At 63.1% G+C, this 26,368-nt stretch carries 27 protein-coding genes; 26 read left to right on the top strand and 1 reads right to left on the bottom strand.

Annotated features, from left to right (window positions below; all coding sequences use genetic code 11):
- From gspD to gspM, 10 genes are read left to right on the top strand one after another with little or no spacing between them, the layout of a single operon-like run.
- Positions 1-1,938, top strand: coding sequence for a type II secretion system secretin GspD (gspD, locus tag NPS58_RS14385; RefSeq protein WP_274116020.1), 1,938 nt, complete (start codon positions 1-3; stop codon positions 1,936-1,938).
- Positions 1,935-3,416, top strand: coding sequence for a type II secretion system ATPase GspE (gspE, locus tag NPS58_RS14380; RefSeq protein WP_274116019.1), 1,482 nt, complete (start codon positions 1,935-1,937; stop codon positions 3,414-3,416). The genes gspD and gspE overlap by 4 nt, the downstream gene beginning before the upstream one ends.
- Before the next feature lie 3 nt (positions 3,417-3,419).
- Positions 3,420-4,646, top strand: a complete 1,227-nt coding sequence (gspF, locus tag NPS58_RS14375) for a type II secretion system inner membrane protein GspF (protein WP_274116018.1) — start codon at positions 3,420-3,422, stop codon at positions 4,644-4,646.
- 3 nt (positions 4,647-4,649) lie between these two features.
- Entirely contained in the window at positions 4,650-5,102 is a 453-nt protein-coding gene (gspG, locus tag NPS58_RS14370) for a type II secretion system major pseudopilin GspG (protein WP_274116017.1), read from the top strand.
- 3 nt (positions 5,103-5,105) lie between these two features.
- Positions 5,106-5,573, top strand: coding sequence for a type II secretion system minor pseudopilin GspH (gene gspH, locus NPS58_RS14365; RefSeq protein ID WP_274116016.1), 468 nt, complete (start codon positions 5,106-5,108; stop codon positions 5,571-5,573).
- Entirely contained in the window at positions 5,566-5,943 is a 378-nt protein-coding gene (gspI, locus tag NPS58_RS14360) for a type II secretion system minor pseudopilin GspI (protein ID WP_274116015.1), read from the top strand. Before gspH ends, gspI begins: the two co-directional genes overlap by 8 nt.
- Positions 5,936-6,475, top strand: a complete 540-nt coding sequence (locus tag NPS58_RS14355) for a type II secretion system protein GspJ (protein WP_274116014.1) — start codon at positions 5,936-5,938, stop codon at positions 6,473-6,475. Before gspI ends, NPS58_RS14355 begins: the two co-directional genes overlap by 8 nt.
- Positions 6,472-7,335 (top strand): type II secretion system protein GspK, encoded by an 864-nt coding sequence (locus NPS58_RS14350; protein ID WP_274116013.1) that lies wholly within the window; start codon positions 6,472-6,474, stop codon positions 7,333-7,335. The genes NPS58_RS14355 and NPS58_RS14350 overlap by 4 nt, the downstream gene beginning before the upstream one ends.
- On the top strand, positions 7,332-8,423 hold the full coding sequence (gene gspL / locus NPS58_RS14345; RefSeq protein WP_274116012.1) for a type II secretion system protein GspL: 1,092 nt from the start codon (positions 7,332-7,334) through the stop codon (positions 8,421-8,423). Before NPS58_RS14350 ends, gspL begins: the two co-directional genes overlap by 4 nt.
- Positions 8,420-8,917, top strand: a complete 498-nt coding sequence (gene gspM, locus NPS58_RS14340; RefSeq protein WP_274116011.1) for a type II secretion system protein GspM — start codon at positions 8,420-8,422, stop codon at positions 8,915-8,917. The genes gspL and gspM overlap by 4 nt, the downstream gene beginning before the upstream one ends.
- A gap of 554 nt (positions 8,918-9,471) precedes the next feature.
- On the opposite strand, the gene NPS58_RS14335 is transcribed toward gspM, so the two are convergent.
- The gene (locus NPS58_RS14335; RefSeq protein ID WP_274116010.1) at positions 9,472-10,107 is read right to left on the bottom strand and encodes a hypothetical protein; all 636 of its coding nucleotides are present in this window, start codon (positions 10,105-10,107) and stop codon (positions 9,472-9,474) included.
- 249 nt (positions 10,108-10,356) lie between these two features.
- Between NPS58_RS14335 and NPS58_RS14330 the strand changes: the two genes are divergently transcribed.
- From NPS58_RS14330 to icmH, 16 genes are all read left to right on the top strand, one after another.
- Positions 10,357-11,277 (top strand): ADP-ribosyltransferase, encoded by a 921-nt coding sequence (locus tag NPS58_RS14330; protein WP_274116009.1) that lies wholly within the window; start codon positions 10,357-10,359, stop codon positions 11,275-11,277.
- 112 nt (positions 11,278-11,389) lie between these two features.
- Positions 11,390-12,403, top strand: a complete 1,014-nt coding sequence (gene tssA, locus NPS58_RS14325; protein ID WP_274116008.1) for a type VI secretion system protein TssA — start codon at positions 11,390-11,392, stop codon at positions 12,401-12,403.
- A gap of 30 nt (positions 12,404-12,433) precedes the next feature.
- Entirely contained in the window at positions 12,434-12,949 is a 516-nt protein-coding gene (tssB, locus tag NPS58_RS14320) for a type VI secretion system contractile sheath small subunit (protein ID WP_274116007.1), read from the top strand.
- Between the two features lie 11 nt (positions 12,950-12,960).
- Positions 12,961-14,451 carry a type VI secretion system contractile sheath large subunit gene (gene tssC / locus NPS58_RS14315; protein ID WP_274116006.1) on the top strand — a complete coding sequence of 497 codons (1,491 nt, stop codon included), beginning with the start codon at positions 12,961-12,963 and terminating at the stop codon, positions 14,449-14,451.
- A gap of 70 nt (positions 14,452-14,521) precedes the next feature.
- Entirely contained in the window at positions 14,522-14,992 is a 471-nt protein-coding gene (locus tag NPS58_RS14310; RefSeq protein WP_274116005.1) for an Hcp family type VI secretion system effector, read from the top strand.
- A 96-nt stretch (positions 14,993-15,088) separates the two neighbouring features.
- The gene (gene tssE / locus NPS58_RS14305; RefSeq protein WP_274116004.1) at positions 15,089-15,577 is read left to right on the top strand and encodes a type VI secretion system baseplate subunit TssE; all 489 of its coding nucleotides are present in this window, start codon (positions 15,089-15,091) and stop codon (positions 15,575-15,577) included.
- Positions 15,570-17,447 carry a type VI secretion system baseplate subunit TssF gene (gene tssF / locus NPS58_RS14300; protein ID WP_274116003.1) on the top strand — a complete coding sequence of 626 codons (1,878 nt, stop codon included), beginning with the start codon at positions 15,570-15,572 and terminating at the stop codon, positions 17,445-17,447. Before tssE ends, tssF begins: the two co-directional genes overlap by 8 nt.
- Positions 17,432-18,430 carry a type VI secretion system baseplate subunit TssG gene (tssG, locus tag NPS58_RS14295; RefSeq protein WP_274116002.1) on the top strand — a complete coding sequence of 333 codons (999 nt, stop codon included), beginning with the start codon at positions 17,432-17,434 and terminating at the stop codon, positions 18,428-18,430. The genes tssF and tssG overlap by 16 nt, the downstream gene beginning before the upstream one ends.
- A complete protein-coding gene (locus tag NPS58_RS14290) occupies positions 18,420-19,115 on the top strand; it encodes a hypothetical protein (protein ID WP_274116001.1) in 696 nt (231 codons plus the stop codon). The genes tssG and NPS58_RS14290 overlap by 11 nt, the downstream gene beginning before the upstream one ends.
- A gap of 143 nt (positions 19,116-19,258) precedes the next feature.
- Complete coding sequence (locus tag NPS58_RS14285; protein WP_274116000.1) at positions 19,259-19,954, top strand: hypothetical protein; 696 nt, start codon at positions 19,259-19,261, stop codon at positions 19,952-19,954.
- 32 nt (positions 19,955-19,986) lie between these two features.
- Positions 19,987-20,682, top strand: coding sequence for a hypothetical protein (locus NPS58_RS14280; protein ID WP_274115999.1), 696 nt, complete (start codon positions 19,987-19,989; stop codon positions 20,680-20,682).
- A 144-nt stretch (positions 20,683-20,826) separates the two neighbouring features.
- On the top strand, positions 20,827-21,216 hold the full coding sequence (locus NPS58_RS14275; protein WP_274115998.1) for a DUF4280 domain-containing protein: 390 nt from the start codon (positions 20,827-20,829) through the stop codon (positions 21,214-21,216).
- Positions 21,217-21,231: 15 nt separating this feature from the next.
- Positions 21,232-23,307 (top strand): type VI secretion system Vgr family protein, encoded by a 2,076-nt coding sequence (locus tag NPS58_RS14270; RefSeq protein ID WP_274115997.1) that lies wholly within the window; start codon positions 21,232-21,234, stop codon positions 23,305-23,307.
- On the top strand, positions 23,294-23,827 hold the full coding sequence (tssJ, locus tag NPS58_RS14265) for a type VI secretion system lipoprotein TssJ (protein ID WP_274115996.1): 534 nt from the start codon (positions 23,294-23,296) through the stop codon (positions 23,825-23,827). Before NPS58_RS14270 ends, tssJ begins: the two co-directional genes overlap by 14 nt.
- On the top strand, positions 23,817-25,157 hold the full coding sequence (gene tssK / locus NPS58_RS14260) for a type VI secretion system baseplate subunit TssK (RefSeq protein ID WP_274115995.1): 1,341 nt from the start codon (positions 23,817-23,819) through the stop codon (positions 25,155-25,157). Before tssJ ends, tssK begins: the two co-directional genes overlap by 11 nt.
- Positions 25,154-26,329 carry a type IVB secretion system protein IcmH/DotU gene (gene icmH / locus NPS58_RS14255; RefSeq protein WP_274115994.1) on the top strand — a complete coding sequence of 392 codons (1,176 nt, stop codon included), beginning with the start codon at positions 25,154-25,156 and terminating at the stop codon, positions 26,327-26,329. Before tssK ends, icmH begins: the two co-directional genes overlap by 4 nt.
- The last annotated feature ends 39 nt before the right edge of the window (positions 26,330-26,368 follow it).

Below are 26,368 nucleotides of genomic sequence, written 5' to 3'. Positions count from 1 at the left end.
ATGAAGCCTATTTTTCCAAGGGGGGCCTTGCGCCGCACGCTGGGCGCCACCGCGTTGGCATCGGTGCTGTTGCACGGCGCGGCGCAGGCCGAGCAACAGCAATGGCAGCTGGCAATGAACGACGCCGAGCTGCGGGATGTGGTGGGAGAGATGTCGACGATACTCGGTACCACCGTGGTGCTCGACCCCCGGGTGCAGGGGCGCATCACCGTGATGTCCAACGACACCCTGGACCGCGAAGGCGTGCGCCGGTTGTTCTACTCGGTGCTCGATGCCCATGACTTCACGGTGATCGACCAGGGCGACCGCATCCTTATCACCCCGGTGACCGAAGCCAAGACCCGCGCAGGCACCGGCAACGCCAAAACCTCGTCGGCGTCGCAGTTCGTCACCGAGGTGATCGAACTCAACAGCAGCACCGCTGCCGATATCGCCGGGTTGATCCGCCCGCTGGTGTCGACCCACGGCCATGTCGGGCCGTCGGTGTCGGCCAACGCGCTGGTGATCTCCGATACCGCCAGCAATGTGCGGCGTGTCTCGCAGATCGTGCGGCAACTGGACAGCGGCACCAAGTCCAACCACGACGTGGTGGTGCTGCTGCATGGCCTGGCCGCCGACATTGCCAGGATCATGGAGCCGTCGCTGGGCAAGGCCGGTGCCGAGGCAAGCGGGCAGGTGATCGCCGATACCCGCGGCAATCGCCTGGTGATCATCGGTACCCAGGCCACCCGGCAACGTCTTGCGCGCCTGGCGCGCTCGCTGGACGTACCGGCGACCGCCAAGTCCGACAACGCCCGGGTCATTCGCCTGCGCCACAGCGATGCCCGGCAGTTGGCCGACATTCTCGACTCGATGGGGCCCGGCCTGACCCCCGATGCCAGCGGCGGCGTGGCCAGGGCAAGCATGCCGGCAAGCTCCGCCGGGCAGTTCATGGTCAAGGCGGATGAAAGCCAGAACGCCCTGGTGCTGGTGGCCGAACCCACCCAGATCCGCATGATCGAGAACATCGTCCGCCAGTTGGACCAGCCGCGTGCGCAGGTATTGATCCACGCGGCCATCGTGGAAATTTCCGGCGACGTGGTCGAGGCCCTGGGGGTGCAGTGGGGGCTCAACACAGGCGATGCCAAGGGCTTGATCAACTTCCCCGGGGTGGGCCTGTCGATCGGCAACGGGCTGAAATTCGACGACAAGTTGCAAGCCCCCGAAGGCGCCTTGCTGAGCCTCGGTAGCGACCGCTTCAATGCATTGATCTCGGCCTTGGCCAGCAACACCCGCAGCAACCTGTTGTCGACGCCAAGCCTGCTCACTCTGGACAACCAGGAAGCGGAAATCATCGTTGGCCAGAATGTGCCGTTCAAGACCGGCTCCTACGCCACCACCAGCAGCGGGGCGGAAAACCCCTTCACCACGGTGGAGCGCAAGGATGTGGGGATCAGCCTGAAGATCAAGCCGCATATCAACGATGGCACGACCTTGCGCCTGGAAGTGGAGCAGGAAGTGTCGGACATCGCGCCGGCGCTCTCAGGCGTGGATTCCGCTGACCTGATTACCAACAAGCGCGCCTTGAAGAGCACGATCCTGGCCGAGGATGGCGACATCATCGTGATCGGCGGGCTGATGAAAGACACCGTGCGCACCCAGGAAAGCGGCGTGCCGCTGTTGCGCAGCGTCCCTTACCTGGGGGCGCTGTTTCGCTGGAACCGGGAGACCCAGACCAAGAGCAACCTGATGGTGTTCCTGCGCCCGACCATCGTGCGCAGCAAGCAGGACATCGAGCAGGTCAGCCAGGACCGCTACAACGTCTTGCGCGGCCTGAGCAAGCCCGCCGCCCGTCAGAGCAACTCGCTGCTGTTGCCGAGCGATCCGCACCAGCTGTTCGATGGCTACGACAACCCGCCGGCCGATAACCCGCGCGCACACAAGACGGGGGCTCCATGACGGGGCAGGTCGGCCATTGCGAGCAGCTTCCATTCGGCTTTGCGCGACGTTTCGGGGTGCTGCTGGAAGGCACGGGCGCCGAGTTGAAGCTGTTCGTTCGCGGCGATGCGCCGCTGGCCGCGCTGGCCGAGGTGCGCCGCCTGAGTGGCCGGGACGTGCCGGTCGAGGTGCTCGGGGCCGACGCCTTCGCCACACGGCTGGCCAGTTGCTACCGCGACGGCCAGAGCGCTGCCGAGCAGTTTGCCCAGGGCCTGGACAACGAGCTCGACCTGCTGACCCTGGCCGACCAGGTGCCGCAGACGGCCGACTTGCTGGAACAGGAGGGCGACGCGCCGATCATCCGATTGATCAATGCGCTGCTGGGCGAGGCTGTGCGTGAAAAGGCCTCGGACGTTCACCTGGAGATTTTCGAGCAGGCAATGGTGGTGCGCATGCGCGTCGACGGCCAGCTGCGTGAAGTGCTCAGGCCCAAGCGTGAACTGGCCAACCTGCTGGTGTCGCGGATCAAGGTCATGGCACGTCTGGATATCGCCGAGAAGCGCGTGCCCCAGGACGGACGGATTGCCCTGCGCCTGGCTGGCCATGAGGTGGATGTGCGGGTCTCGACCCTGCCTTCGGCCCACGGTGAACGGGTGGTGCTGCGCTTGCTCGACAAACAGGCCGGGCGCCTGGACTTGCAGCGCCTGGGCATGCCAGACGATACCCTGGCGCGCTTTCGGCAGACCTTGGGCAAGCCCCACGGCATCCTGCTGGTGACCGGCCCCACCGGGTCGGGCAAGACCACCAGCTTGTATGCGGCGCTCACCAGTCTCAATGACCAGACGCGCAACATCCTCACCGTCGAGGACCCCATCGAGTACCACCTGCCGGGCATCGGCCAGACCCCGGTCAACCCGAAGGTGGAAATGACTTTCGCCAGGGGGCTGCGGGCGATCTTGCGCCAGGACCCGGACGTGGTGATGGTCGGCGAGATCCGCGACCGGGAAACCGCCGAGATTGCCGTGCAGGCGTCGTTGACCGGCCACCTGGTGCTGTCGACGCTGCACACCAACAGTGCGGTGGGTGCCGTCACGCGGCTGGTCGACATGGGCGTGGATGCCTACCTGCTGTGCTCGTCGCTGGTGGGCGTGCTGGCCCAGCGCTTGCTGCGCACGCTGTGCCCCCGCTGCAAGACCGCGTATGTCGCCGACGCCGCTACCTGCCTGCGGCTTGGGCTTGGCAGCGAAGCGGCCGTGCAACTTTTCAAGGCCAACGGCTGCGAGCACTGCCAGCAAGGCTATCGCGGGCGTATCGGCATCTACGAGCTGGTCACCATGACCCCCAGCCTGGCGGCGCTGATTCACCGCGGCGCCAGCGAACAGGCGCTCGCGCTGGAGGCGCGTACAGCGTCGCGCAGCCTGTTCCAGGATGGCCAACGCCTGGTGCTGACCGGCAGTACCAGCCTTGACGAACTGCTGCGGGTCACCCAGGAGGACTGAGCGATGCCGTCATTCGAGTACCAGGCCCAGGACCGCGATGGCCGGCTGCGCCGGGGCGTGCAGGAGGCCGACAGCCCGCGCCAGGCGCGGCAACTGTTGCGCGAGCGCGGTTGGTTGCCGGTGCATGTGCAGGCGACCCGGAGCCGGGCATCCGCCGGTGCGGGCTTTGCCAGCACGGCCTTCGCCAGTACGGCAAGGCTGAGTGCCGGCGAGCTGGCGTTGCTGACCTTGCAACTGTCGACCTTGGTTCAAGCCGGGCTGCCGCTCGAGGAGGCGCTCAAGGCCGTTGCGGCGCAAAGCGAAAAGCGCAAGGTCGGCGCGCTGTTGTCGGCCGTGCGCTCACGGGTGATGGAGGGCCAGGCACTGGCCAGTGCACTGGCCGGTTTCCCCCAGGCATTCCCGGAGCTGTTTCGCGCCACCATCGCTGCGGGGGAACGCTCCGGGCACCTGGGCCATGTGCTCGAGCAATTGGCCGCCTACACCGAGGCCCGCCAGCTGTCGCGCCAGAAGATCCAGCTGGCGATGGTGTACCCGATGATCCTGATGGTTGCCTCGCTGGCCATCGTGGGGTTTCTGCTCGGCTATGTGGTGCCGGATGTGGTGAAGATCTTTGTCGACAGCGGCCAGGCGCTGCCGCTGCTGACCCAGGCGATGATCGCCGTGAGCGATGCCTTGCGTAGCCACGGCCTGATGCTGCTGGGCATGCTGCTGGCGGGCGCCCTGATGATGCGTTGGGCGCTGCGCCAACCGCGCTTGCGCTTGCGCTGGCATGCCCTGCTGCTGGGGCTGCCGCAGCTCGGTGCGTTGTTCCGCGCCATGGAGGCGGCGCGTTTTGCCAGCACGCTGGCGATCCTGGGCAAGAGCGCCGTGCCCCTGGTCGATGCCCTCGAAATCGCCTCTGCGGTGGTCGGCAACCTGACCATTCGCGCGCGTATGCATGAGGTGGCGCGCGCGGTGCGAGAAGGCGGCACGCTGACGCGCAGCCTGGAGCGCAGCGGGGATATCCCGCCAATGATGCTGCACATGATCGCCAGCGGCGAACGCGCCGGCGAACTGGACAGCATGCTCGGGCGCGCGGCCGAGCAGCAGGAGAAGAACCTCGCGGCCCGCATCGCGCTGGTGGTGAGTTTGTTTGAACCGTTGATGCTGGTGCTGATGGGGGGCGTTGTACTGCTGATCGTCATGGCCATCCTGTTACCCATTCTTAGCCTTAACCAACTGGTGAGTTGAGTCATGAACCCTCTGCAGAACAAAACGGCCAAGCGCCAACGCGGATTCACTCTGATCGAAATCATGGTGGTGGTGGTGGTCATCATCGGTGTGCTGGGTGCGGTGGTGGTGCCGCAGTTCATGAGCCGCCCCGACCAGGCCAAGGTGACGGCGGCCAGAACCGATATCCAGGCGATTGCCACCAGCCTGGAAATGTATCGCCTCGACAACTTCAGCTACCCCTCGACCCAACAGGGCCTGGAAGCCCTCAGCAGTCGGCCGGTCGGCGTCCCGGCAGCGAGGAACTGGAACGCCCAGGGTTACCTGAAGAGCGTGCCGGTCGATCCCTGGGGCACGCCGTACCAATACCTCAACCCCGGCATCAAGTCGCCCCTCGGCTATGACCTGTACTCCCTGGGGGCCGATGGTGCAGCGGGCGGTGAAGGCCATGCCGCCGACATCGGTAACTGGGACTGACGGGTGCACAGGCGCTCACAGGGGTTCACCTTGCTGGAGTTGATGGTGGTGATCGTACTGCTCGGTATCTTGCTCGGCATGGTCAACCTTGCCGCCGGCAGCAACCCGGCGCGCCAGGCACGGCAAGAGGCCGGCGCCCTGATCCAGTTACTGACCACGCTGCGCGAACAGGCGGTGCTGGAAGGGCGCGAGTACGGCGTGCAGCTTGAAGCCGACAGCTATCAGGTGTTCAGGCTCGACAGCTCGAACTGGCAACCGGCGGGCACGCGGTATCGCTTGCCTGACGGGCTGCAGATACGCCTGGAACAGTACGGACGGGCGCTGGTGCTCAAGGACTCTCCGGGCCAGCCGCAACTGATGCTACTCAGCAGCGACGAGGGCAGCGCCTTCACGCTGTACTTCGAAACGGCCAGCCAGACGTGGTTGAGTGTATCCAGCGATGGCCTTGGCGAGCCGGCGGTCGATGAATAGCCGGGCCCGCGGGCAACGCGGCTTTACCCTGCTGGAGATCATGATCGCCCTGGTGGTGTTCGCCACCCTGGCGGCGGCGGTGATGACCGCGAGCCAATATGCCCTCAAACAGAACGTGCGCCTCGAAGAACAGCTGATCGGTGCCTGGCTCGCCGACAATCATTTGAATGAACTCCGCTTGCAGGCCGCGCCGCCCTTGGGGCGTCAGCAGATGAGCCGGCACTTCGATCGCCGCGACTGGACCCTCGACCAGCTGGTGGCGGTGAGCGCTGACGCGCACATGCTCCAGGTGGACCTGGCTGTCCGCCCGGCGGGTGGCGAGCGTGTGGTGTATCGCAGTCTTGGCTGGTTGGCGGTACACGATGAGTAGGCAACAGGGCTTTACCTTGCTGGAGCTGGTGATCGCCATGGCGATCTTTGCCCTGCTGGGGCTTGCCTGCTGGCGGCTGTTCGATGGCGTGGTGCGGGTCGAGCGCAGTACCTCGGCCCATGAGCAAGCGCTGCGCGGCTTGCAGCGCGCACTGGCGGTGATCGAGCGCGATGCGGTGCAGGTCAATCGCCATCCGCTGGTGCTCGAGCAGGGCGTCTTGCAACTGCAGCGCGGCAATTGGCGCAACCCGCTCGACCATCCGCGCAGCGAACTGCAGAACGTCAGCTACCACCTCGACCAGGGCACGCTCTGGCGCGTCAGCGCGAGCGTCGAGCAGCCACTGGTCCAGCGCCAGAAACTGCTCACCGAGGTCAGCGAGCTGAGTTGGCGCCTGCATGATGGCCAAACCGGCTGGCGCACTCACTGGCCCGTGGCGGCGACCGCACCGCCCCAGGCCCTCGAGGTGGTGCTGTCGACCGGGCGTTTCGAGCAGATTCGCCGCGTGATCCTGCTGCCCGGACATGCGCCATGAGCGCGCGTCAACGGGGTGTCGCCCTGATCAGCGTGCTGCTGGTGATGAGCCTGGCGCTGTTGATCACGGCGGGCATGCTGCGCAGCCACCGGCTGATCGTCCACAGCAGTGCCCAGCAGCTGCACCACGTCCAGTTGCGCCAGCTGGGGTTGGCAGGCGAGGGGTGGGCCTTGCAGTCGCTCGGCCGCCTTGCCCAGGAGGAGCAGCAGACTGTCCACCTGGCGCAGGCGTGGGCCAGGGCAACGCCGGGGTTCGCGCAGGAGCACGGCGAGATTCGCGTCGGTATCGAAGACCTGGCCGGGCGCTTCAATCTCAACTCGCTGTTCAGGGGCGGGCAAGTCGATCAGCTCACGCTGGAGCGCTGGGCCCGCCTGCTCGAGCATCTGAAGCTCCCGCCAGTGGATGCCCACGCCTTGCGGGCGGCGGCGCCGGGCGGGCTGAGCGACGTCAGCCAGCTGCGCGTGCTGCCGGGAATCGATGCCCGGGTGCTGCAGCAACTGCAACCCTGGGTGGCGGTATTGCCCCCGGATGCGAGCCTCAATATCAACACGGCGCCGCTGCCGGTACTGATGACGCTCGACGGCATGACCCTGGCCACCGCCAGGCAACTGGTCATGCAACGCCCCGAACAGGGTTATCCCTCGGCCCAGGCCTTCACCCAGCAACCGCTGTTGAGCGGGTTGGGGGTGGGGAGTCATGGCCTGGGTGTCGATAGCCGCTGGTTTCGAATCACCGTGGAGGTCGCGCTCGGGCAGCGCCAATTGCGCTGGGTGGCCGATGTCGAGCGCGACCTGGACAGCCACCGGTTGAACATTCTGCAACGACGCCTCCTGGCACCGATAAGTGAACCCATCCTATGAATACCTGGCTCTACCTGACCGCCCAAGGGCTGGCCGACCCCTCGCCCGACTGGCCGTGCTGCCTACTGCGCGAAGACGGCCAACAGCAACCCGCGACCCTCGCCGAGGCCGCCCGGACCCTGGCGGCACAACCGGTGCGGTTGCTGCTGCCCATGGAGATGTGCAGTTGGTTTCGCACCGAAAAATGGCCGTCCAGGCGCCAGCCCAGTGTCCAGGCCATCGGCTTTGCCATTGAGGAGCAGCTGGGCGAAGAGCTCGATGCATTGCACCTGTGCCCGGGCAGGCGCGACCCCCAGGGCCGTTATCCGGTGCTGGTCATCCACAAGGAGCTGTTCAATGACCTGCTCGACCTCCTGGCGGCGGTGGGCATCGAGGTGTCGGCCATCCATGTCGACGCCGACCTGCTGCCCAGTGACCAGCTCGATGCCGTGTGGTGGTTCGGCCGCTGGCTGCTGGGCGGCGCGCTCGACGCACGCCTGGCTGTGCCGGCAGAGGCGCTGGTGACCTTGCGGCCGCTGCTGGGCGCAACGGTGTGCGGGCCGGGGGAGGGCAGCAACAGCTGGCTGCCGGGCCCCGCCGACCACGCCATCAACTTGCTCCAGGGGGAGCATCGCCAGGCTGGCCAGCGCTGGCCCTGGGCAACGACCTGCCTGTCGGGCGCTGTGCTGTTCGTTCTCTCCTGGGGCTTTACCGAGGCCCGCAGCGTTCACTACGAGCAGGAGGCCCGGCAGCTGTACGCTCAAAGCGTCGAGCGATTCCAGGCGTTGTACCCGGAGCAGACCCGCATCGTCGACCTGCCGGCGCAACTCAAGGCCGTACAGGGCAGTGACGCTGCCGAGCACACCACGCAGATCTCGCGGCTGGTCAGCGTGACCGACCAGGTGATTGGTGCCAGCAGCGTTGAAGTGCAGCAGATCGAGTTTCGCGCCGGCGAGGGCTGGAAGATCCAGCTGACGGCCTCAAGCTTTGCGCAATTGGAACAACTGCGTGAGCGCGGCCAGCAAAGCGGCCTGCCGATCAAGCTGGGCAGCGCCAACAAAGTGCAGGAGCAGGTTCAGGCGGTGCTCACCCTGGAGGAGAAATCATGACTGCCACAGCCAAGGCAATCGCTGCGACGGTGACTGGGCACTGGCTGCGCCAGTCGCCACGAGAACGGCGATTGTTGAGTGGGCTGGCGGTGTTCCTGCTTGCCGTGCTGGCGTTCAGCGTGCTCTGGCAGCCTGCGCAACAGCGCCTGGTGCAGGCCGAACGAAATTACCAGCAGCAACGCCTGCTGGCCGTGCAGGTCCAGCAGGCGCAACCGGCCAGGGCCGGGGGTGTGGCGCACCAGCCGCTATCGGTCCAGGCCAGTGAGAGTGCGGTGGCGGCGGGCCTTGAGCTGCATCAGCTGGATGTCGAGGGCGACTTGCTGCGCATGACGGTCACTGGTGATGCGCTGGCCGTGTTGCTGTGGCTGGATCAGGTCGAGCAACAAGGTGGCCAGTTGCAGTCGCTGCTGTTGAACAAGGTGGAAAAGCGACTGCAGGCGCGCCTGGTGCTGCAGTCGGCTGAGTACGGTAGGAGCGGGCTTGGCCCGCGATGAGGCCTTGCGCGGTGCCTGTGGGAGCGGGCTTGCCCGCGATCGGCCGCAAAGCGGTCGTAATCCAGGTCACACCTTTGTTTGGGTTTTAAGGGGGGGTGAGCATATCCATTTGCCAAGGTGATGCCGAGTCACCTTTGCGCCCTTACGGCGCCTTACTTTTTTTCAGTCGAAAAAAAAAGTAAGCAAAAAATTCTCGCCCCACCAGGGGCCCTACGCTGCGCTTCGGGTCCCCTCACTGCGGTGTCGCTACGGGGCATTGCGAGCTACGAGTTGCAAGCAACTCTACGCTTCGCATCTTCGGCATTCGCCGAAGGCGCTGCGCGCTAGCCCCTCCACGACACCTCCGTTCGGCCCTTCTGGTTAACGGGGCCTGAAGATCAAAAGCAAGATCAAGATCAAGAGCACAATTCGCTGCGCTCTTGCTGGCCTTGCGCGGTGCGTGTGGGAGCGGGCTTGCCCGCGATCGGCCGCAACGCGGCCGTAGGCCAAGTAACCCCCGAAAGTGCAGGCTGTACCGGCCATAGGCGAGGCAAGCCCGCTCCCGCAGGGGGGAGTCAGAAGGTTAGTTGCAGTACGCCAAATTGGTGGAATGTGGCGCCAGCCAGCAGTAGGTTGAGGCAGTGCATGAGGTGTGCGTTGTCCAGGGCTTCTTCGACGCTGTAGAGGGTGAGGCCGGTGTTTGAGTCGAACAAGGCGATTTCACCCCGGCGCATGGCCAATCCCAGCGCGTGACCTGCAGAGGTGAGCAGGTAGGTTTTTGTCTCGCCGGCCCGGCATCCGTTCAGGTGAAACAGGATCCGATAGGTACTCAGTTCGCCCAGGTAGGTTGGCCGGAAGCCTTGTAGCTGGCAGCAGTGCAGCAGTTCTGGATCCTGCACCCACGATCCCGGTGAAGTGCCTTGGGCGATCTCGGTCAGGTCTGCCGATTCCTGCGCTAGGTTCCAGTCGTTGCGGGCATAGGGCCGCGTTGAGTGGCCGTACGCATAGAGGTGCTGGCCAAGCATCGCCTCCAGCCGCGAGGGCAGGCTCGTCCAGGTGCGGTCCATTTGGATGTTCTTCAGCCAGGCAAGGGTAAACCCGAAGCAAAGGCCAGGCGCATAGACGTGTTTGCCGGGGCGCAGCGAGCGCTTCGTATAGTGTTGGCCACAGTGCATATGACTATTGATAGGGGCAGCTATGAATTGCGGCATCTTAGGCCAATCTCCCTGGCAACTTGCTTGATGGCGGTATGGCATGGACTGCAAACAATACGCCTGCTTGCAGGGCATCTGTAATCGATAGGCACGGTAGTTGGAAAAGTTGCAAGGCGTCAATATAACTATTGGTGTGGGTGATGATGTGTTAGTTGGCGTGTCGTGACTAACTTATTAGGAGGTTTCTTATAGCAGGACAATATTGGCGGTGTTATACGACCTGCTTGATTAATGGAGCAGTTGATCATGGCCTCTGGTGCCGGGCGCAACAGGTGCGGTGAATGGCTTATGGAAAACAATGCAACTCACTACGCTGTGAAAAAGCCACGCCTGGGGCGTCAGGAAACGGCTGCAGGCAACTCCGCGGGGCTGGGTGGCTTGTTCGATGCGATCGGCCCGCCGGGAAGCGATCGCCAGCCCGCTGCGCGCAGCGCGCAAACAACCGATCTTGCCGGCAGCCATTTGCACGAAGGGTTGTTGGCGCTGGGTGCAAGTACCGATCGAATCAGGAAGATGATGGCGATCTTCGAGCCTGCCTTCAGTGTGCGGCAGGTGGGCGTCATCGCTGCGCTGGCGCACAAGGATCAGGACCGTGCCCCGCGTGCGGCAGCCCTGAGCGACAGTGAGTACCTGGCACTGCGCTATTACCTGGGGCCGGACCACTACACCTCGATCAACCAGTATTTGAGGCAACCACAGGTGTCGCCGTCGCTGGAGCGTGTGGTCACGCTGATCAAGGAGGCGCTGACCCGGCTGGAGAGCCCTGCGACGCGCATCAGTTTTCGTGCCGTCAAGCGTCGATATGCACCGCTGCCCGGCGTCTACACGGAGCCGGCATTCTTGTCGGCCAGCGAGGTCATGGGCCGGGCCGATGCGTTCATGAAGGCCGTCTATGGCGTGGACGACGGGCCGGACAAATCCATGATTGTCATCTTCGGCCTGGCGGCGCGGCAGGTGCGTTCAGGGATAGACGAGGGCGGGAATGGCTTGAAGGAAGTCATCTATCCGCCGGGTACTCGATTCAATGTGATATTTCGCGGTATTTCGACCAGGAAGAACGGTACGCACATGCTGGTCATGGAACAGGCCGCTACTAACAATGCGGGTACCGTAAAACGCCAGGTCGAGGCCCTGGCACTCGCAAGTTTGGGGTTTCAATCAATCTAAGAACTTTCCTAGTGCTGTTGGGGGTGGGCATTGTTAATGTAAGTTCATTGTTATATGTGCGAACACAAGACGCTTAGCGCTGCGCTCTGTTTCGTGTATCCAGGCGTAGATCATGATAGACATATCCTTATTTATCGATGAACTTGCCGCGCGCGAGTGCGGCGACAATCTTGAATATGATGCGGATTTTCTGGAGTTGTTTCGCCAGGCAACCGAGCAACAAGACACCCAATACGGGGAGCATATCTACACCCCCGAACCGATTGAGTGGCGCGTCGTTGAATTGCTGTGCTTGAAGTTGTTCGAGCGTACCCAGGATTTGCGCGTGGCTGCCTGCCTGGTCCGGGCGTGGCTCGAGCGCGAAGGGTTGCCTGGGCTGATCGGCGGTTTGCGCGTGTTGCGCTACTTGCTGCAGGAGCGTTGGGAGACGGTGCACCCGCAGCTCGATCCGCTCGATCAGTTCGATCCGATCATGCGTATCAACGCACTGGCCGAGCTGGCGGTGCCAGGCGGCGTGTCGTCCACGCTTGGGCGCGAAGTGCTGGCGTGCGCCCCTGGCAGCGAGCCTTTCAGCGTGGCCGACCTGGCAGTGATCGCTGCCGGTGGCGAGTCCAGCCAGCGCGCCGAATGTCTGTTGCGCCTGGGCAGCCTGGTCGAGCCCGGGTGCTCCACCGAGCTTGAGAGCAGCCTTGGCGTGCTCGATCAGGTCAAGACCTTGCTGCTGGATATCGGCCACAGCCTGGATGCACACACCGGTCTTTTCAGTGTGTCGCCGTTGCAACCGCTGGCCTTGCAGATGACCACCTGGGTCGAGGTGCTTGAAGCTCGGGTGGGCGGCCGCAAGCCCGCGCAGTCGAGCGGCACACAAGAGCATCCGCGGGACGGCAGGCAGGGCGCTGAACCGGCTGAAGGGGTGCCGGGTGAGTGCCACAGCAGAGAGCAAGTGCTCAGGGCGCTTGAAGCGGTCGAGCGTTACTACGGGCATTACGAACCCAGCAGTCCGGTGCCGGTGTTGCTCCAGCGTGTGCAGCGCCTGGCAATGATGGACTTCATGCAGATCATTGCCGAGTTGACACCCTCAAGTATTGAAGAAGTCCGCCAGCTGGCCGGGATCAAGAACGATTGATGTGTAGATCTTTTAATTGAGGATGAAATGATGTCCAGCAACAGTGGTGGTCAGAAGTTTATCGCCCATAACCGTGCGCCGCGTGTTCAGATCGAATACGAGGTCGAACTCTATGGCAATGACAAAACTATCGAGATTCCCTTCGTCAACGGCGTCCTCGCCGACTTGTCGGGGCACAAGACCCGGTCGCTGCCGCCGGTAGCAGAGCGCGAGTTCCTGGAGATCGATGTAGACAACTTCGATGACCGCATGCGCGCCATCAACCCGGGCGTGCAACTGCGCGTCGCCAATGAGTTGACCGGCGAAGGCAATATGGAAATCGAACTGGATTTTCGCAGCATGGCGGACTTCAGTCCCGGTGCGATTGCCCAGAACATCGAGCCGCTTCGCAAGTTGCTCGAGGCCCGTAACCAACTTGCCAACTTGCTGACCTACATGGATGGAAAACGCGGTGCCGAACAATTGGTCGCCCAATTGCTTCGCGACGGCGCGCTGATGAGTGCCGTGTCGGAGCGCGCGCAACTACCGAATGAATCCAACGAGTAAGGTCATTTGTCATGTCTTTAACCGAACAGCAGCAAACGACGTTTCAAGAGCCCGTATTGCTGGATGCCGATGCGTTCGATCACATGCTCCTGCAGGAGTTCAAGCCGCGTACCGAGCAGGCCAGCCTCGCCATCCGCAGCGCGGTCAACACGCTGGCCACCCAGGCCATGAGCGCCACCGAGCTGATCTCGGACGATACCTTGAACACCCTGGAGGCGATGATCGCGGCGATCGACAGCAAGCTGTCGAGCCAGATCAACGCGATCCTGCACCATCCGGAGTTGCAGAAGGTGGAGTCGGCCTGGCGTGGCTTGCATCACCTGGTGAGCAACACCGAGACCGATGAAAAACTGAAGATTCGTTTCTTCAATATTTCCAAGGCCGACCTGGCGCAGGAACTGAAGAAATTCAAGGGTGCCGCCTGGGACCAGAGCCCGGTGTTCAAGAAGATCTACGAGCACGAGTACGGCCAGTTTGGCGGCGAGCCGTACGGCATGATGATCGCCGACTACTACTTCGACAACAGCCCGCCCGATGTGGAGTTGCTGGCGTCGCTGGCGAAGATTTCTGCCGCCGCCCACGCGCCCTTGATCAGTGGCACGGCCCCTGGGGCGCTGCTGATGGATTCGTGGCGCGAACTGGCCAACCCGCGCGAGCTGGGCAAGCTGTTCCAGACGCCGGAGCATGCGGCCTGGCGCAACCTGCGCAACTCCGAAGATTCCCGCTACGTCGGTTTGACCCTGCCACGCTTCCTGGGGCGCATCCCTTACGGCGCAAAGACCGCGCCGGTCGAGGAGTTCAACTTCGAGGAACTCACCCAGGGCGATGCCGACAACTACCTGTGGGTCAATGCGGCCTATGCGATGGGCCTCAACGTCAACCGCTCGTTCAAGCAGTACGGCTGGTGTTCGCAGATCCGTGGCATCGAGTCGGGCGGGGCGATCAGCGGGCTGCCGGTGCATACCTACCCGAGCGAAGACGGCGGTGTCGACACCACGTGCCCCACCGAGATCGCCATCAGTGACCGGCGCGAGCTGGAACTTGCCAACAACGGCTTCATGCCGCTGGTGCATTGCAAGAACTCCTCGGTCGCAGCGTTCATCGGCGCGCAGTCCCTGCACAGCCCGCAGCGCTATGACGATCCGGACGCCTCGGCCAATGCGTTGTTGGCAGCACGGCTGCCATACCTGTTCGCCACGTGCCGCTTCGCCCATTACCTGAAATGCATCGTGCGCGACAAGGTTGGGTCGTTCAAGGAGCGCGCCGACCTCGAGACCTGGCTCAACAGCTGGATCAATCGCTACGTCGAGATGAACCCGGCGACCGCGACCGACATCGACAAGGCCCGCAAGCCGCTGGCCGCCGCAGAAGTGAACATCGAGGAAGATCCCGCCGCGCCGGGCTTCTACCGGGCGAAGTTCTTCCTGCGCCCTCACTACCAGCTCGAAGGGCTCACCGTCTCGTTGCGCCTGGTGTCGAAGTTGCCGTCGATCAAGGGTTGAGCAACACCCCGGGACCGTCGTGATGCACAGCCGAATTTATTGAGCAGTAATCATTGAAAGGAGTAAATCTATGATCTTGGTTAAGTTTGAAAAAGAAGTGAAGGGTACCGTCACGGTCAAGGGGCATGAAGACTGGATCGAGTTCAGCTCCTATTCGTTGAGCGTTACCCGACACATCCAGGTTCAGGGCGCCGACCGTGATGTCAGCCAGGCAAACATCTCGGAGCTGATGTTGACCAAGGGCGCCGACAAGACCTCCCCGGAGTTCTTCATCCAGGCCCTCAAGGGTCGCGCGTTCGACAAGGCGACCATTGTCGTCATGCATGCAGCGGGCAGCGAAAAGCCCTCCCAGCGGCTGTTGACCATCGAGTTGACCAAACCCATCGTGAGTTCGTTCTCTACCCAGAACTCGACCAACAATCGTCCGGAAGAGCACATTAGCCTCAACTACACCGCGATCAACTACAAGTACTACCACTTCGACGGTGACATCGAGAAAGGTTCGGTCGAGAAGAGCTACGACGTGATCGCCAAAGCCTGATTTCGACATCGCGACACGGCAACACACCGAGGTGCGGCCAACCTGGCACGCACCTCGGTCCACGCCATGGCCTATCGGCAGTTGAAGGCATACGTCATGACCAGTTTTACCTCTACCTTGCTCGAACGCTTGAGTGCCGATGACACGCCCTCTGTTTATTCACCGGGAAGGGCGAGCAAAAGCGAGGTGCTCGATAAACTGAGGGTCGATCTCGGCATGCTGTTCAATGCGTCCGGACTGTTTCCCGCGCCGGGGCGCGACATCCCCCCGTACGTGGCGCGCTCGGTACTCAACTACGGCATTGGCAATATTGCCGGCAAGACCTTGTCCAGCCTCGAGCCCAATGTCCTCGAGAAGCGTATTCGCCAGGCCATCGCGGCATTCGAGCCGCGTATCGTGCGGCACAGCCTGCATATCACCCGGCTCAATCGCAGCCATGCCTCGACACCCCAGATCGAGTTCGCCATCCAGGGCGAGCTGCGCGATGTGGCCAATGTCTATCCCTTTGTGTTCCGCTCGGCCTGGAACACCGAAAGCGGGGAAGTCCGCCTCGCTGTCTCCGATACCTACGCCCACCATGGATGAGCGCCTGCTGCGCCTGTACGAGCGCGAATTGCAATTCTTGCGTGAAGGCGCCGACGAGTTCGCCCAGGCCTATCCCAAGGTAGCTGGCCACCTGGGCTTGAATTCGCAAAGCATGGGCGACCCCTTTATCGAACGCCTGCTCGAAGGGCTGGGGTTCCTGACGGCGCGTATCCAGCTGCAGCTGGAGTCCGAGTTTCCACACTTCACCGAGAACCTGCTACAGCAGGTCCAGCCCCAGGCACTGGCGCCGCTTGCGTCCATGGCCGTCGTGCAAATGACCCCCGACCTGCACCAGGGCAGCCTGGTCGCGGGCTTCGAGGTACCCGCCGGCAGTGCGCTGAGTGGCAATGCCGCGGTCGACGGCCGAAGCGTGCGCTGCGAGTGGCGTACCACCGCGCCGGTGACCTTGTGGCCGCTACAGGTCGAGTCGGCCGACTACCTGCCCAACGCGAGCCTGCTGCCAGCGTTGCCTGCGGCCTGCAGGGGGCAGGCGCACTCGGCAGTGCGACTGCGGCTGCGGACCAAGGCGGGGTTGAGCTTCGACCAATTGGCACTGAGCCACTTGCGCGTGTATATCGCCGGCAATGCATCGTCGTCCCTGGCCCTGCACGAAGCCCTGCTGTCACGCACCCAGGTGATGCTTGCCCGGCCCGCGGGAGCGGAGCCGGGCTGGTGTGAGATCATCGACGCGGGCCAGCTGGCCCACGCCCACCCGGACGCCGGCGAAAGCCACCCGCTGCATGGCGCTGCTGCCGGGCATGCCGGGACCGGCACGCTCAAGCGGTTCCTGGCGTTCCCGCAGGGCCAGCGTTTCATCGATATTGGCGGCCTGGGCCCGGCAGTGCGTCGCCACGCCGGCGATTGCCTGGAGCTGGTGTTCCTGCTCGCGCCATTGAACCAGCCCCTGCCGCCAGGGCGGATCGATTCGATGTTCGCGCTGTTCTGCGCGCCCGCGCAGAACCTGTTCAGCAAGCGCACCGAGCGTATCAACCTGGTACGACACACGCAGGACATTGCCCTGGTCGTCGAACCCTCCAACCCCCAGGCCCATGAAATCCATCAGGTGCTGGAGGTGCAGGGTTATCGCATGGGCAGTCGCGAACCACATCGTTACCTGCCGCTGTATTGCCCCCCAGGCGAAGCCCACGATCGCACCTGCTCGGGCTATTTTCAGATCCGTCGCAGCCCCAGTCGGATCAGGCCCGCGGCCAACACCGCGCACGCCCCTTACAGTGGCAGCGACCTGTCCATCTCGTTGGTCGAGGCGGGCGATTCGCCCGGCCATGGCGAGCTGCACCAGTTGGCGGCGCACGTGCTGTGCTCCAACCGCGATTTGCCGCGGCTCATGCCGTTTGGCAAGGGCGCGACCGATTTTGTCCTGGACATCAGTGCGCCGGTGCTGGCCGTTCGGTGTCTGGCCGGCCCTTCGCGGCCGTGGCCGAGCCTGGCGTCGGGCGAGCGGCAATGGCAGGCGATCCAGCACCTGTCGCGCAACTACCTGCCGCTGTGCAGCGAGGATGGCGAGCGGGGCGCGCAGGCTTTGCGCGAGCTGCTGTCACTGCATGTGCCCGCGCAGGATGCGGTGTTGCAGCACCTGTGCAGTAGCGTGGTGTCGGTGCGCACCCAAGTGCTGACCCGGCGGCTGCCGGGCGATGGGCCGGTGGCGGTCGGCCGCGGCTTGCTGATCCAGCTGACCCTCGATGATGCCGCGTGCGAAGGTACCGGTGCCTTTGCCCTGGCCTCGGTGCTGGAGGCGTTCTTTGCCCGCTATGTGGCCCTGAACACCTTCACCCAGACCGAGCTGTATTCCAAGGACCGGGGCTTTATCAAGCGCTGGCCGGTGCGAGGTGGGCAATGCATGTCGCTCTGAGCCGCTGGCAGCAGTTGCAGCACCAGGCCTGGCGCTTCGATTTTTTCAGTGCCTTGCGCTGTATCGAGTCACTGCATCCGCAGTGCCCGCGATTGGGCACCGCGCGGCGGCTGGCGCAAGATCCGCTGCGCCTGACCCAGGCGGTGTCGATGGCCTTCGAGCCCGGGATGCTGCGCAACCTCGAGCTGCGCGAAGGCTGCGCGCCACGTCTGGCGGTGACGTTCTTCGGCATGACCGGGGTCAATGGCCCCATGCCGTTGGCCTTTAGCGAGGAGGTGGTGTCACGCCAGATCAACCACGATGACTACGTGCTGACCCATTTCATCGACATCTTCCATCACCGCTTGCTCACCTTGTTGTACCGGGCCTGGGCGCAAGCGCGGCCGGTGGTGGCGGCAGACCGGCCGGATGAAGACCGCTTCATCGAGCAGGTAAAGGCCTTTGCCCCGCGCAGCGAAGTCTTCTACGGGGGGCTCTACGTCGATCAGCGGCGCAGCGCCGAAGGGCTGCTGGCGTTGCTGCGTGACTATCTGAAGGTAACGGTCGGCATTCGCCAATGGCATGGGCGCTGGTCGGCCCTCGGCCCGGACGAGCACCTGCAGTTGAGCGCCCGGTGCCCCGGCGCCCAGCTGGGCACGGCGTCGCTGCTGGGCAGGCGCAGCTGGAACGTGCAGCACAGCGTACGCATCGTCCTGGGGCCCTTGTCGCTGGTGCAGTGGCGGCGTCTGTTGCCAGGCACCCCCTTGCTCAGGGGCGTCACCGGCCTGGTCAACGACTATGTGGGGAACAGTTTCGAGTGGGATGTGCAGTTGCTCCTGGACGCCTCGGCACGCCCCGAGTCGAGCCTGGGCGATGGCACCCGGCTGGGGCTGGACACCTGGCTGAACAGTCGCCGCGCCCCGGTCGGGACGCGGTGTTGTGTACTGGGGCCTGAGCGGTTGGGCTCCCTGGGTAAATCAATGAGGAAACAATATGCCGGGTAAAGGTTGGGCTGCACTGCGTGATCGAGTCGTTCGTTCCTCGCTGTATGCAAGCGTGGATAAAGTCTACTTTTCCGAATGGTCCAAGGGACATGTCGTTCACCTGCCTGAAGATCAGCGCAGCGAACATGCCGTGGCGTTGCGTGCGGGCAAGGTATGGCGCGACGGTCGACCGCTCAATCCGCTATCGAACTTCGTGACGTCCAGTGATACCTGGTTCGATCCGCTGCAGCGATTCGCCTATGTGCTGAGTTTCGATGCCTCGCACAAGATGACCCTCTATGTGCATCGCCATGAAATACGCCTGCTTCATCACTCCACCACCTTTGCCGCACGACCGGTGATCGATGCCGGCATGATGTCGATCGTCAATGGCAGGATCGTGTATATCGAGCACAAGAGCGGCCACTACAAGCCTGACTTTTCGCGTGTGCTGGCAACGCTGATGTTTTTGCAGCGCGGGGGCATCGATCTGAAAACGATATTCGTTTCTCCCCATGTTCCTTCGCTAATGGTGTTCAGCCTCCGGGTGATGAAACACTACCTCAACAGGGTGCTCGAAAATGGCCTGGTCGATGTCTACGTCGCAGAGAATGTAGTGAATGCACGGGATTTGAATTCAATCCCCGTGGTGCCCGTCAACAGCGACCAGTTTTTCTGCGACCTGACAAAAATAACCTGCAATTGACGAGGCCGGACAATCACCGGGCTGGGGTGTTTTAAGACAGTTCCGAGTGTTGCCGATAGTGCCCCTCGGTAGGATCGTTGCAGGTGATGCAGGTGGGGTTATCTATCCAGCCTGGGGAGGGAGTTTGTTTATGAGGGAACATAATGCCGGGTAAAGGTTGGGTCGCACTGCGTGATCGAGTCGTTCGCTCTTCGCTGTATCTGAGCGTGGGTAAAGACTACTTTTCTGAATGGGGTCGGGGGGCGGTCGTCCATCTGCCTGAAAGCCTTCGCGGCATCCATTCCGTGGGGGTGCTGGGGGGCAAGGTGTGGCGCGAGGGGCGGCCGCTCAATCCAGTGTCGAATTTCGTGTCGTCCAGCGATACCTGGTACGAGTCGAAGCAGCGGTTTGCCTATGTGCTGGGTTTCGATGCCGCGCACAAGATCACCTTATATATGCACCGCCATGACGTAGGCGTGTTTCATCACTCCACCACGTTTGCCGCTCGGCCGGTGATCGACGCCGGCATGATGTCGATCGTCAATGGCAGGATCGTACATATCGAGCATAAGAGTGGCCATTACAAGCCCGAATTTCCGCGTGTGCAGGCAACACTGCAGTTTTTGCAACGGGCCGGCATCGACCTGAAGAGCGTGTTTTTTTCTCCCAGTATTCCCCTGGCCTTACGGTTCGACGTGATATGCGACCCGAGGACGTTTAGCAGGTTTTTGCACGATGGAAAACTCGTTCTCTATGTCGCAGACGATGTAGTCAATGCGCCCGATGTGTATGCAACCCCCGTGGTGACTGTCAGTAAAGGTCGGCTTTTTCGCGACCGAACAAAGATCGTCTGCGATTGATTGTATTCAAGTGAACCGCCAAGGAGTAACAAATGCCTGGAAAGGGTTGGGCTGCATTGCGTGATCGGGTGATCCGTTCCTCCGTGTATGCCAGTGTGGACAAAGACTATTTTTCTGAGTGGGCGGAGTGGAAAGTCACGCACCTGTCGGCGCAGCAGCGTAGCGCCTACGCGGTCGTGGTCAAGGGCGGAAAGGTGTGGCGCGAAGGCCGGGTGCTCAACCCGCAGTCGAACTACCTGGCCTCCAGTGAAACCTGGTTCAAGCCGCTGCAGCGATTCGCCTATGTGCTGGGCTTCGATGCCGCGCACAGAATTACCTTGTACGTACACCGTCATCGAGTGGGCTCGCTGCATCATTCGACGACTTTCGCAGGTCGGCCGGTGATCGATGCCGGCATGATGTCGATTGTCAACGGCAGGGTCGTTTATATAGAACACAAGAGCGGCCACTATAAACCTGAGTTGTCACGCATGGTGGCAACGCTTCAGTTTCTAAAAAGAGCGGGGGCCGACCTCAAGACGATTTTTGTTTCTCGCCATGTTCCGCCGCCTTCGTTCATCGACCCTGTGGTGACGCCGGAGCACTTCGATATTGTGCTTGAAAACGGCGTGGTTGCACTCTACACCGCTGAAAACGTTTTGAATGCACGGCAGTTTGATTTCATGCCGAGGGTGAAAGTCGACAGTAATACGTTTTTTGCAGACGTCACTGAAGTGTCGTGCATTTAGAGTTTTTATTGGAAGTTCCCGCGCTCGGTCATGTTGGATTATGACTTTCAGAGCTTTCCGATTGGGTATTCGCTGTTTTCCGTCAAACTTGATTTGTCGAGGGTGATCAGCCATCGACTAAACATTGACGTGAGCGGAGTTGCCATGCCGGAACAGGTTGTGATGGGCGCATTGTTGAAGTGTTCATTTGGCGCCGCACCGGCACCCTTGATGGTGTTGCCAGTGAACCGTTACCTGGCCGAGGGGCGACCTTGCGCCAACATCATGGACCACAAGCCGTTCGTCAACATCACCCCGTTCGGTCTGTGCAAGTCCATGGCCAATCCCATGGTGGCGGCCGCCACGGCCGCGGCGATGGGGGTGCTGACGCAGATGCCGTGCATACCGATGACGGTGTCGCCCTGGTTGCCCGGTGCCCTCAAGACTCACGTCGCCGGGTTTCCGGGGCTGCACAAACAGTGCACGTGCCTGTGTACCTGGGGCGGGATGATCAAAGTCGATCAACCCGGCACGACAAAGACAAAAATTGCATGAAGGGAAGTCGAAACCATGGCGGGATCGTCGCGCTGCAGTTTTAGCGGTCCGGCTGGCGCGCAGGCATTGTTGTTTGCCGGGCTCGTCGGGGAGGAAGGGCTGGGCCAGTTGTTCGAATACAAGGTCAAGGTATTGAGCCTCGATGCAACCCTCAGCGCCGACGACTGGCTGGGCAAGCCCCTGGGTGTCAGCTTGCCGTATGCGGCCCAGGGGCCGCTGTCGCGCCATCTTCATGCGCATGTCTGCAGCTTTCGCATGCTCGCCGACGAGGGGCGGATGTACGCCTACGAAATGCTGCTCAGGCCCTGGCTGTGGTTTGCCACCTGCGTCAGCGACTGCCGCATCTTCCAGAACCAGAGCGTGATCGAGGTGCTCAAGGCGATCTTCTCCAAGTACCCCGGCGAGGTGCAATGGGCGACCATCGAGACCTATCAGCCGCTCGAGTACTGCGTGCAGTACGGCGAGACCGATTTCGCCTTTGTCAGCCGGCTGATGGAAGCTGCGGGGTTGTACTACTTCTTCCGCCACAAGGCGGATGGGCACGTTCTGGTGATCGCCGACGCCAGCGCAGCGCACGACTCGATCGAGGTCAATGCGCCGATGCAGTGGCGGGCAGGCGACGACGGCCTGTTCGACAGCCTGTGGAACTGGACCGCGCAAAGCCATTTGTACAGCGGTCGCGACAGCGCGGTGGACTTTGACTTCACCAAGGCCAACACCCGCGACGCCAGCGTGCAGCGGGCCGAGGCCAGGCTGGCACTCAAGCATGTCCAGGGCGAGTTCGAGCACTACCGGTACCCGGGGCATTTTGCCAATGTTGCCGAGGGAGAGGCCGCCAGCAAGATCCAGTTGCGGGCCCGGCATGCCGAACAACACCTGTTCGAGGCGTCAGGCTGCGCACCCTACTTGCTGCCTGGCGCGCACTTCAAGCTGGTCGAGCACCCCGACGATGGGCAGAACGGCACCTACCTGATTGTTCGCGCGCACTTGCAGGCGCACTGCGCACCTTCGACCACCGGTGTCGGTTCGCCGTATTTCAGTTGCCAGGTCCAGGCCATTCGCAGCAGTACCCGCTACTTTGCCGCGGTGCGTACCCCGCGCCCGAAAATCGTCGGGCCACAGACTGCGTTTGTGGTCGGCAAGCAGGGCGAGCCGCTCTGGGTCGATGAGTTCGGGCGGATCAAGGTGCAGTTTCACTGGGACCGTGGCAATCAAATCAATGAGAACTGCTCCTGCTGGGTACGTGTGGCTCAGCCGCTGGCGGGCCAGCGGTGGGGGGCGATCTTCCTGCCGCGGGTCGGCCAGGAAGTGCTGGTCGAGTTTCTCGACGGCGACCCGGATCGCCCCGTGGTGACCGGCAGCCTGTACAACGGCGGCATGCGGCCGCCCTATCCGTTGCCGGCGCAGGTTGCCCGCAGCGGTATAAAGAGCCAGTCCCTGGGGGCCGAGGATATCTACAACGAGTTGCGCTTCGAAGACAAAGGCGGCGCTGAACAGTTGCTGTTCCATGCCGGGCGCAACCAGGACGTAACGGTACGCAACGATGCGCTGGAGACCATCGGCAATGATCATCACCTGAAGATCGGCGCCAGTGCGTTTTGCCAGGTCGGCAAGGATGCCCACGAACAGGTCGGCGGCAACTGCCATCGGCGCATCGACGGCGAGCATTCGCTGGAGATCGGCGCCGATCACATGTGCTCGGTGGCCGGCGGCTATTCCCTGGACGTCGGCGCGGAGCTCAACGCCAAGGTGCAAGGCGCCTGCTCGCTGGACCTCGGTGGCAACTGCGACACCAAGGTGGGCGGCAAATACAAGGTCGGCGCCAAGGGTATCGATTTGAAGGGCCAGCAGAACGTCACCCTGCAGGCCGGGACGACACTGACCCTCAAGGCCGGCGCCAATACCCTGGTGCTGGGCCCGGCGGGCGTTGCCATCAATGGCTCGCTGGTGACTATCAACGCCAAGGGCCTGGTCAATATCAACGGCGGGGGCGGCGCCAAGGCGGCCTCGGCCGAGGCGCCGAAAACCACCTCGCCAAAGAAGGCCAAGCAGCCCCAAGCCCCCAAGGAGGCCGATGATGGCCGCAGCTGACCCCCGCTGTCGCCTGCGTTGCGTGGCTGGCGGCATCGCGATGCTGGCCTGCCTGATGCTTCTGCAGGGCTGCCAGCGGCAGGCCCCGGCTGAGCCGCTGCCGCCCTTCACCCCGGTGAAAAGCCTGTGGCTGGAGGCGGCCCTGGACGTCAATCCGAACCTCTACGGACGCCCGTCACCGGTACTGCTGACGGTGTTCCAATTGAACGACGCCAGCGCCTTCATGCAGGCGGACCTTGCGCAATTGCTCGGCGATGCACCGCCCCACGAGGCTGCCTGGCGGGTTCAACGTACCTTTCAACTGCGCCCCGGCGAATCGCGGATATATCACTTCGAGGCCGAGGCCGGGCTACGCCAGATTGGTGTGGTGGTGCACTACCAGGACCCGGACAGCGCCCAGTGGCGCGCTACGCAGGATTTCCAGGCGCGTAGCCCCGAAGCCCTGCGGGTCAGCCTTGCGCGCCAGCACGTGGCGATCCACACCGTTTCATTAGAGGAGATGCTCTCCCGTGTTCAATGACGACCGGGTTGTATGGTCTGAAGGCATGTTCCTGCAGCCGCAACATTTTCAGCAGCAGCAGCGCCATGTGCGTGGGCAACAGGTCCGCGGCCTCAATGCGTTGCAGGCCGACAGCTGGGGCTTTACCGCGCTCAGGATCGATCCCGCGCAACTGGCCATGGGCCGGATCAGGCTGCTGGAATGCGCCGGGATACTGCCCGACGGTACCTTGTTCGAGCTTGATGCCCAGGCCCTGGTCGATGTGTCGTTCGTGGTTGGCGAAGGCGCGCGCGAGCTGGACATCGTGCTGGCGCTGCCGGCGCTCGATGCGTCGAGCCGGGAGGTCGAGCGCGACCCCGCTGCCGGCAGCCTTGTCCGCTACCGACTGTACGAAACCGCCACCGCGGACAATACCGTCGAAAGCAGCGAACAGGCGACGCTGCAACTGGCCCGGCTGAACCTGCAACTGGCGCTGCGCACCGACGTCGCCAGGACCCACGAGTACCTGGGGGTTGCCCGGGTGCTGGAGCGCAGCCCCAACGGCCAGGTCAGACTCGACCCGGTGTACATACCGCCGATTCTTGACTGGCAGCTGTCCCCCCAGCTCACCGCGGGTGTCGACGACTTGCTCGGGCGGATCAGGCAACGCGGCTTCATGCTGGCCAAGCACATGGGCACGCCCGGGTTGGGCGGGGTGGCCGAGGTGCAGCATTTTCTGATGTTGCAGTCGATCAATCGCGCCGAGGCGCTGCTGGCCCACCTGACCCGATACCCCGGCGCGCACCCTGAGGCCTTGCTGCGCGAACTGCTGGGGCTGGCGGGCGAGCTGGCGATTTTTTCCGACACCAGCAAGCGGGTGAAGACCTACCCCAGCTACCGTCACGACCAATTGGCCGAAAGCTTTGCTGCCTTGATCGAAGACTTGCTGCACTGTGTCAGCGAGCATGCCACTGCCGATGTGGTGCCCCTGGTACTGAAGGACCGCGAGCACGGTATTCGCTTCGCCGCGGTGCATGACAGCGAGCTCTACGGCATGGCGCGCTTCGTGCTGGGCGTACGGGCGCAGATTCCCGACGACGAACTGCGCGCGGTGTTCCCGGTGCGTCTCAAGATCGGGCCTGCCGAACAGGTGGGCGATCTGGTGGACCTGCAACTGCCGGGGCTGAGCATCGGTGTGTTGCCAGCGGCCCCGCGCGAGCTGCCGTTCTACGCCGGTTTCACCTACTTCGAAGTGCACCGCGACCACCCGCTGTGGCAGGCGCTCACGTCCAGCAGCGGCTTCGGCCTGCATGTCGCCGGTGATCTGCCTGGCTTGCAGCTGGCGTTCTGGGCGATCAAGGAGGGGCAATGAAGCGCGGCCTGCATGCTCTTTTCGGTCGACTCGGCGTGCTTGGGCACGGTACCGATACAGCGCCGCGAGGCCCGTTGTGGTTGAGCCGTGACGGCCTGTGCAGACACGCCGGTGGGCTGCTGTATGAGGCGGTGAAGCTGCGTGAGCGGGAGCAGGGCCCGGACCTGGATGCGCTGCGCGGGCAGTTGATTGTCGAGGTGCGCGCCTTCAACCGCCGGGCGCTGGAAGCAGGCATCGAGGCGGTCACCGTTGAGCGTGCCCAGTATGTGATCTGCACGCTGCTCGATGAGGTGATCTCCAGCTCCGAATGGGGCAGGGGAGGCTGGTCGAAACACAGTTTGTTGATGAACTTTCACGGGCAAACCTTTGGCGGCGATGGCTTTTTTGCCTACCTCGACAGCGCCGAGCTCTACCCTCAGGAAAACCTTGCGCTGCTGGAGTTGATGTACCTGTGCCTGGTGCTTGGCCTGGAGGGGCGCTACCGCATTCAGCATGAGGGCCGCGCGGCGTTGGCGCTGCGCCGCAATCAACTGTACGAGACCCTTCGCCAGCAGCATGTGTATCGATCCGGCCCACAGCAGCGGTCGACCAGCGCCGGCCTGCGCCGAGTGGTGCACCGCTGGGGGGCAGGGGCTTTGCTGATGGTCCTCGCTGTTGGCCTGGGCTTTCAGCTCGAGGCGCGCGCCTACGACACCTTGCAGCGCTTGCAGAGCGTGGAGCTGGCGCAATTGACAAGCCTGCCCCAGCAGTTGGCCGAGCGGCTCTCGACCGATATCAGCAGCGGCCGCTTGAGCCTGCAGCAAGAGGGTGCGGGTGTGCGCATGGTGATCGACTCATATGGCCTGTTCGCCTCGGGCAGCAGCGAGGTGGCCGAAGCCTACGGCCCGGTGCTGCAGCGCATTGCCAGGGCGCTGGCGCTATGGCCCGGCAGCATCGAGGTGATCGGCCACAGTGACGACACGCCGGTCACCGGCAGCTTGAACTCCAACCTGGCGTTGTCGCTGGCCCGCGCCGAAGCGGTGCGCGGCTGGCTGGCGGCAGACCAGGCCGATGCCCAGCGCTTCAGCGCGCAAGGGCGCGGCGCTACTGAGCCCCTGTATGCCAATGACAGCGCCGACAACCGTGCCCACAACCGGCGCGTAGAAGTGCTCCTGTACCCCGCCGAATCCTAGCGGTCCTGATCCACGTATCCCCCTGAATGCGGATGTTGC

It is taken from the genome of Pseudomonas putida (assembly GCF_028682455.1).
Classification (GTDB): domain Bacteria; phylum Pseudomonadota; class Gammaproteobacteria; order Pseudomonadales; family Pseudomonadaceae; genus Aquipseudomonas; species Aquipseudomonas putida_AA.
Note: the sequence above shows the minus strand (reverse complement) of the source record. Positions and strands in the feature narration are given on the sequence as shown.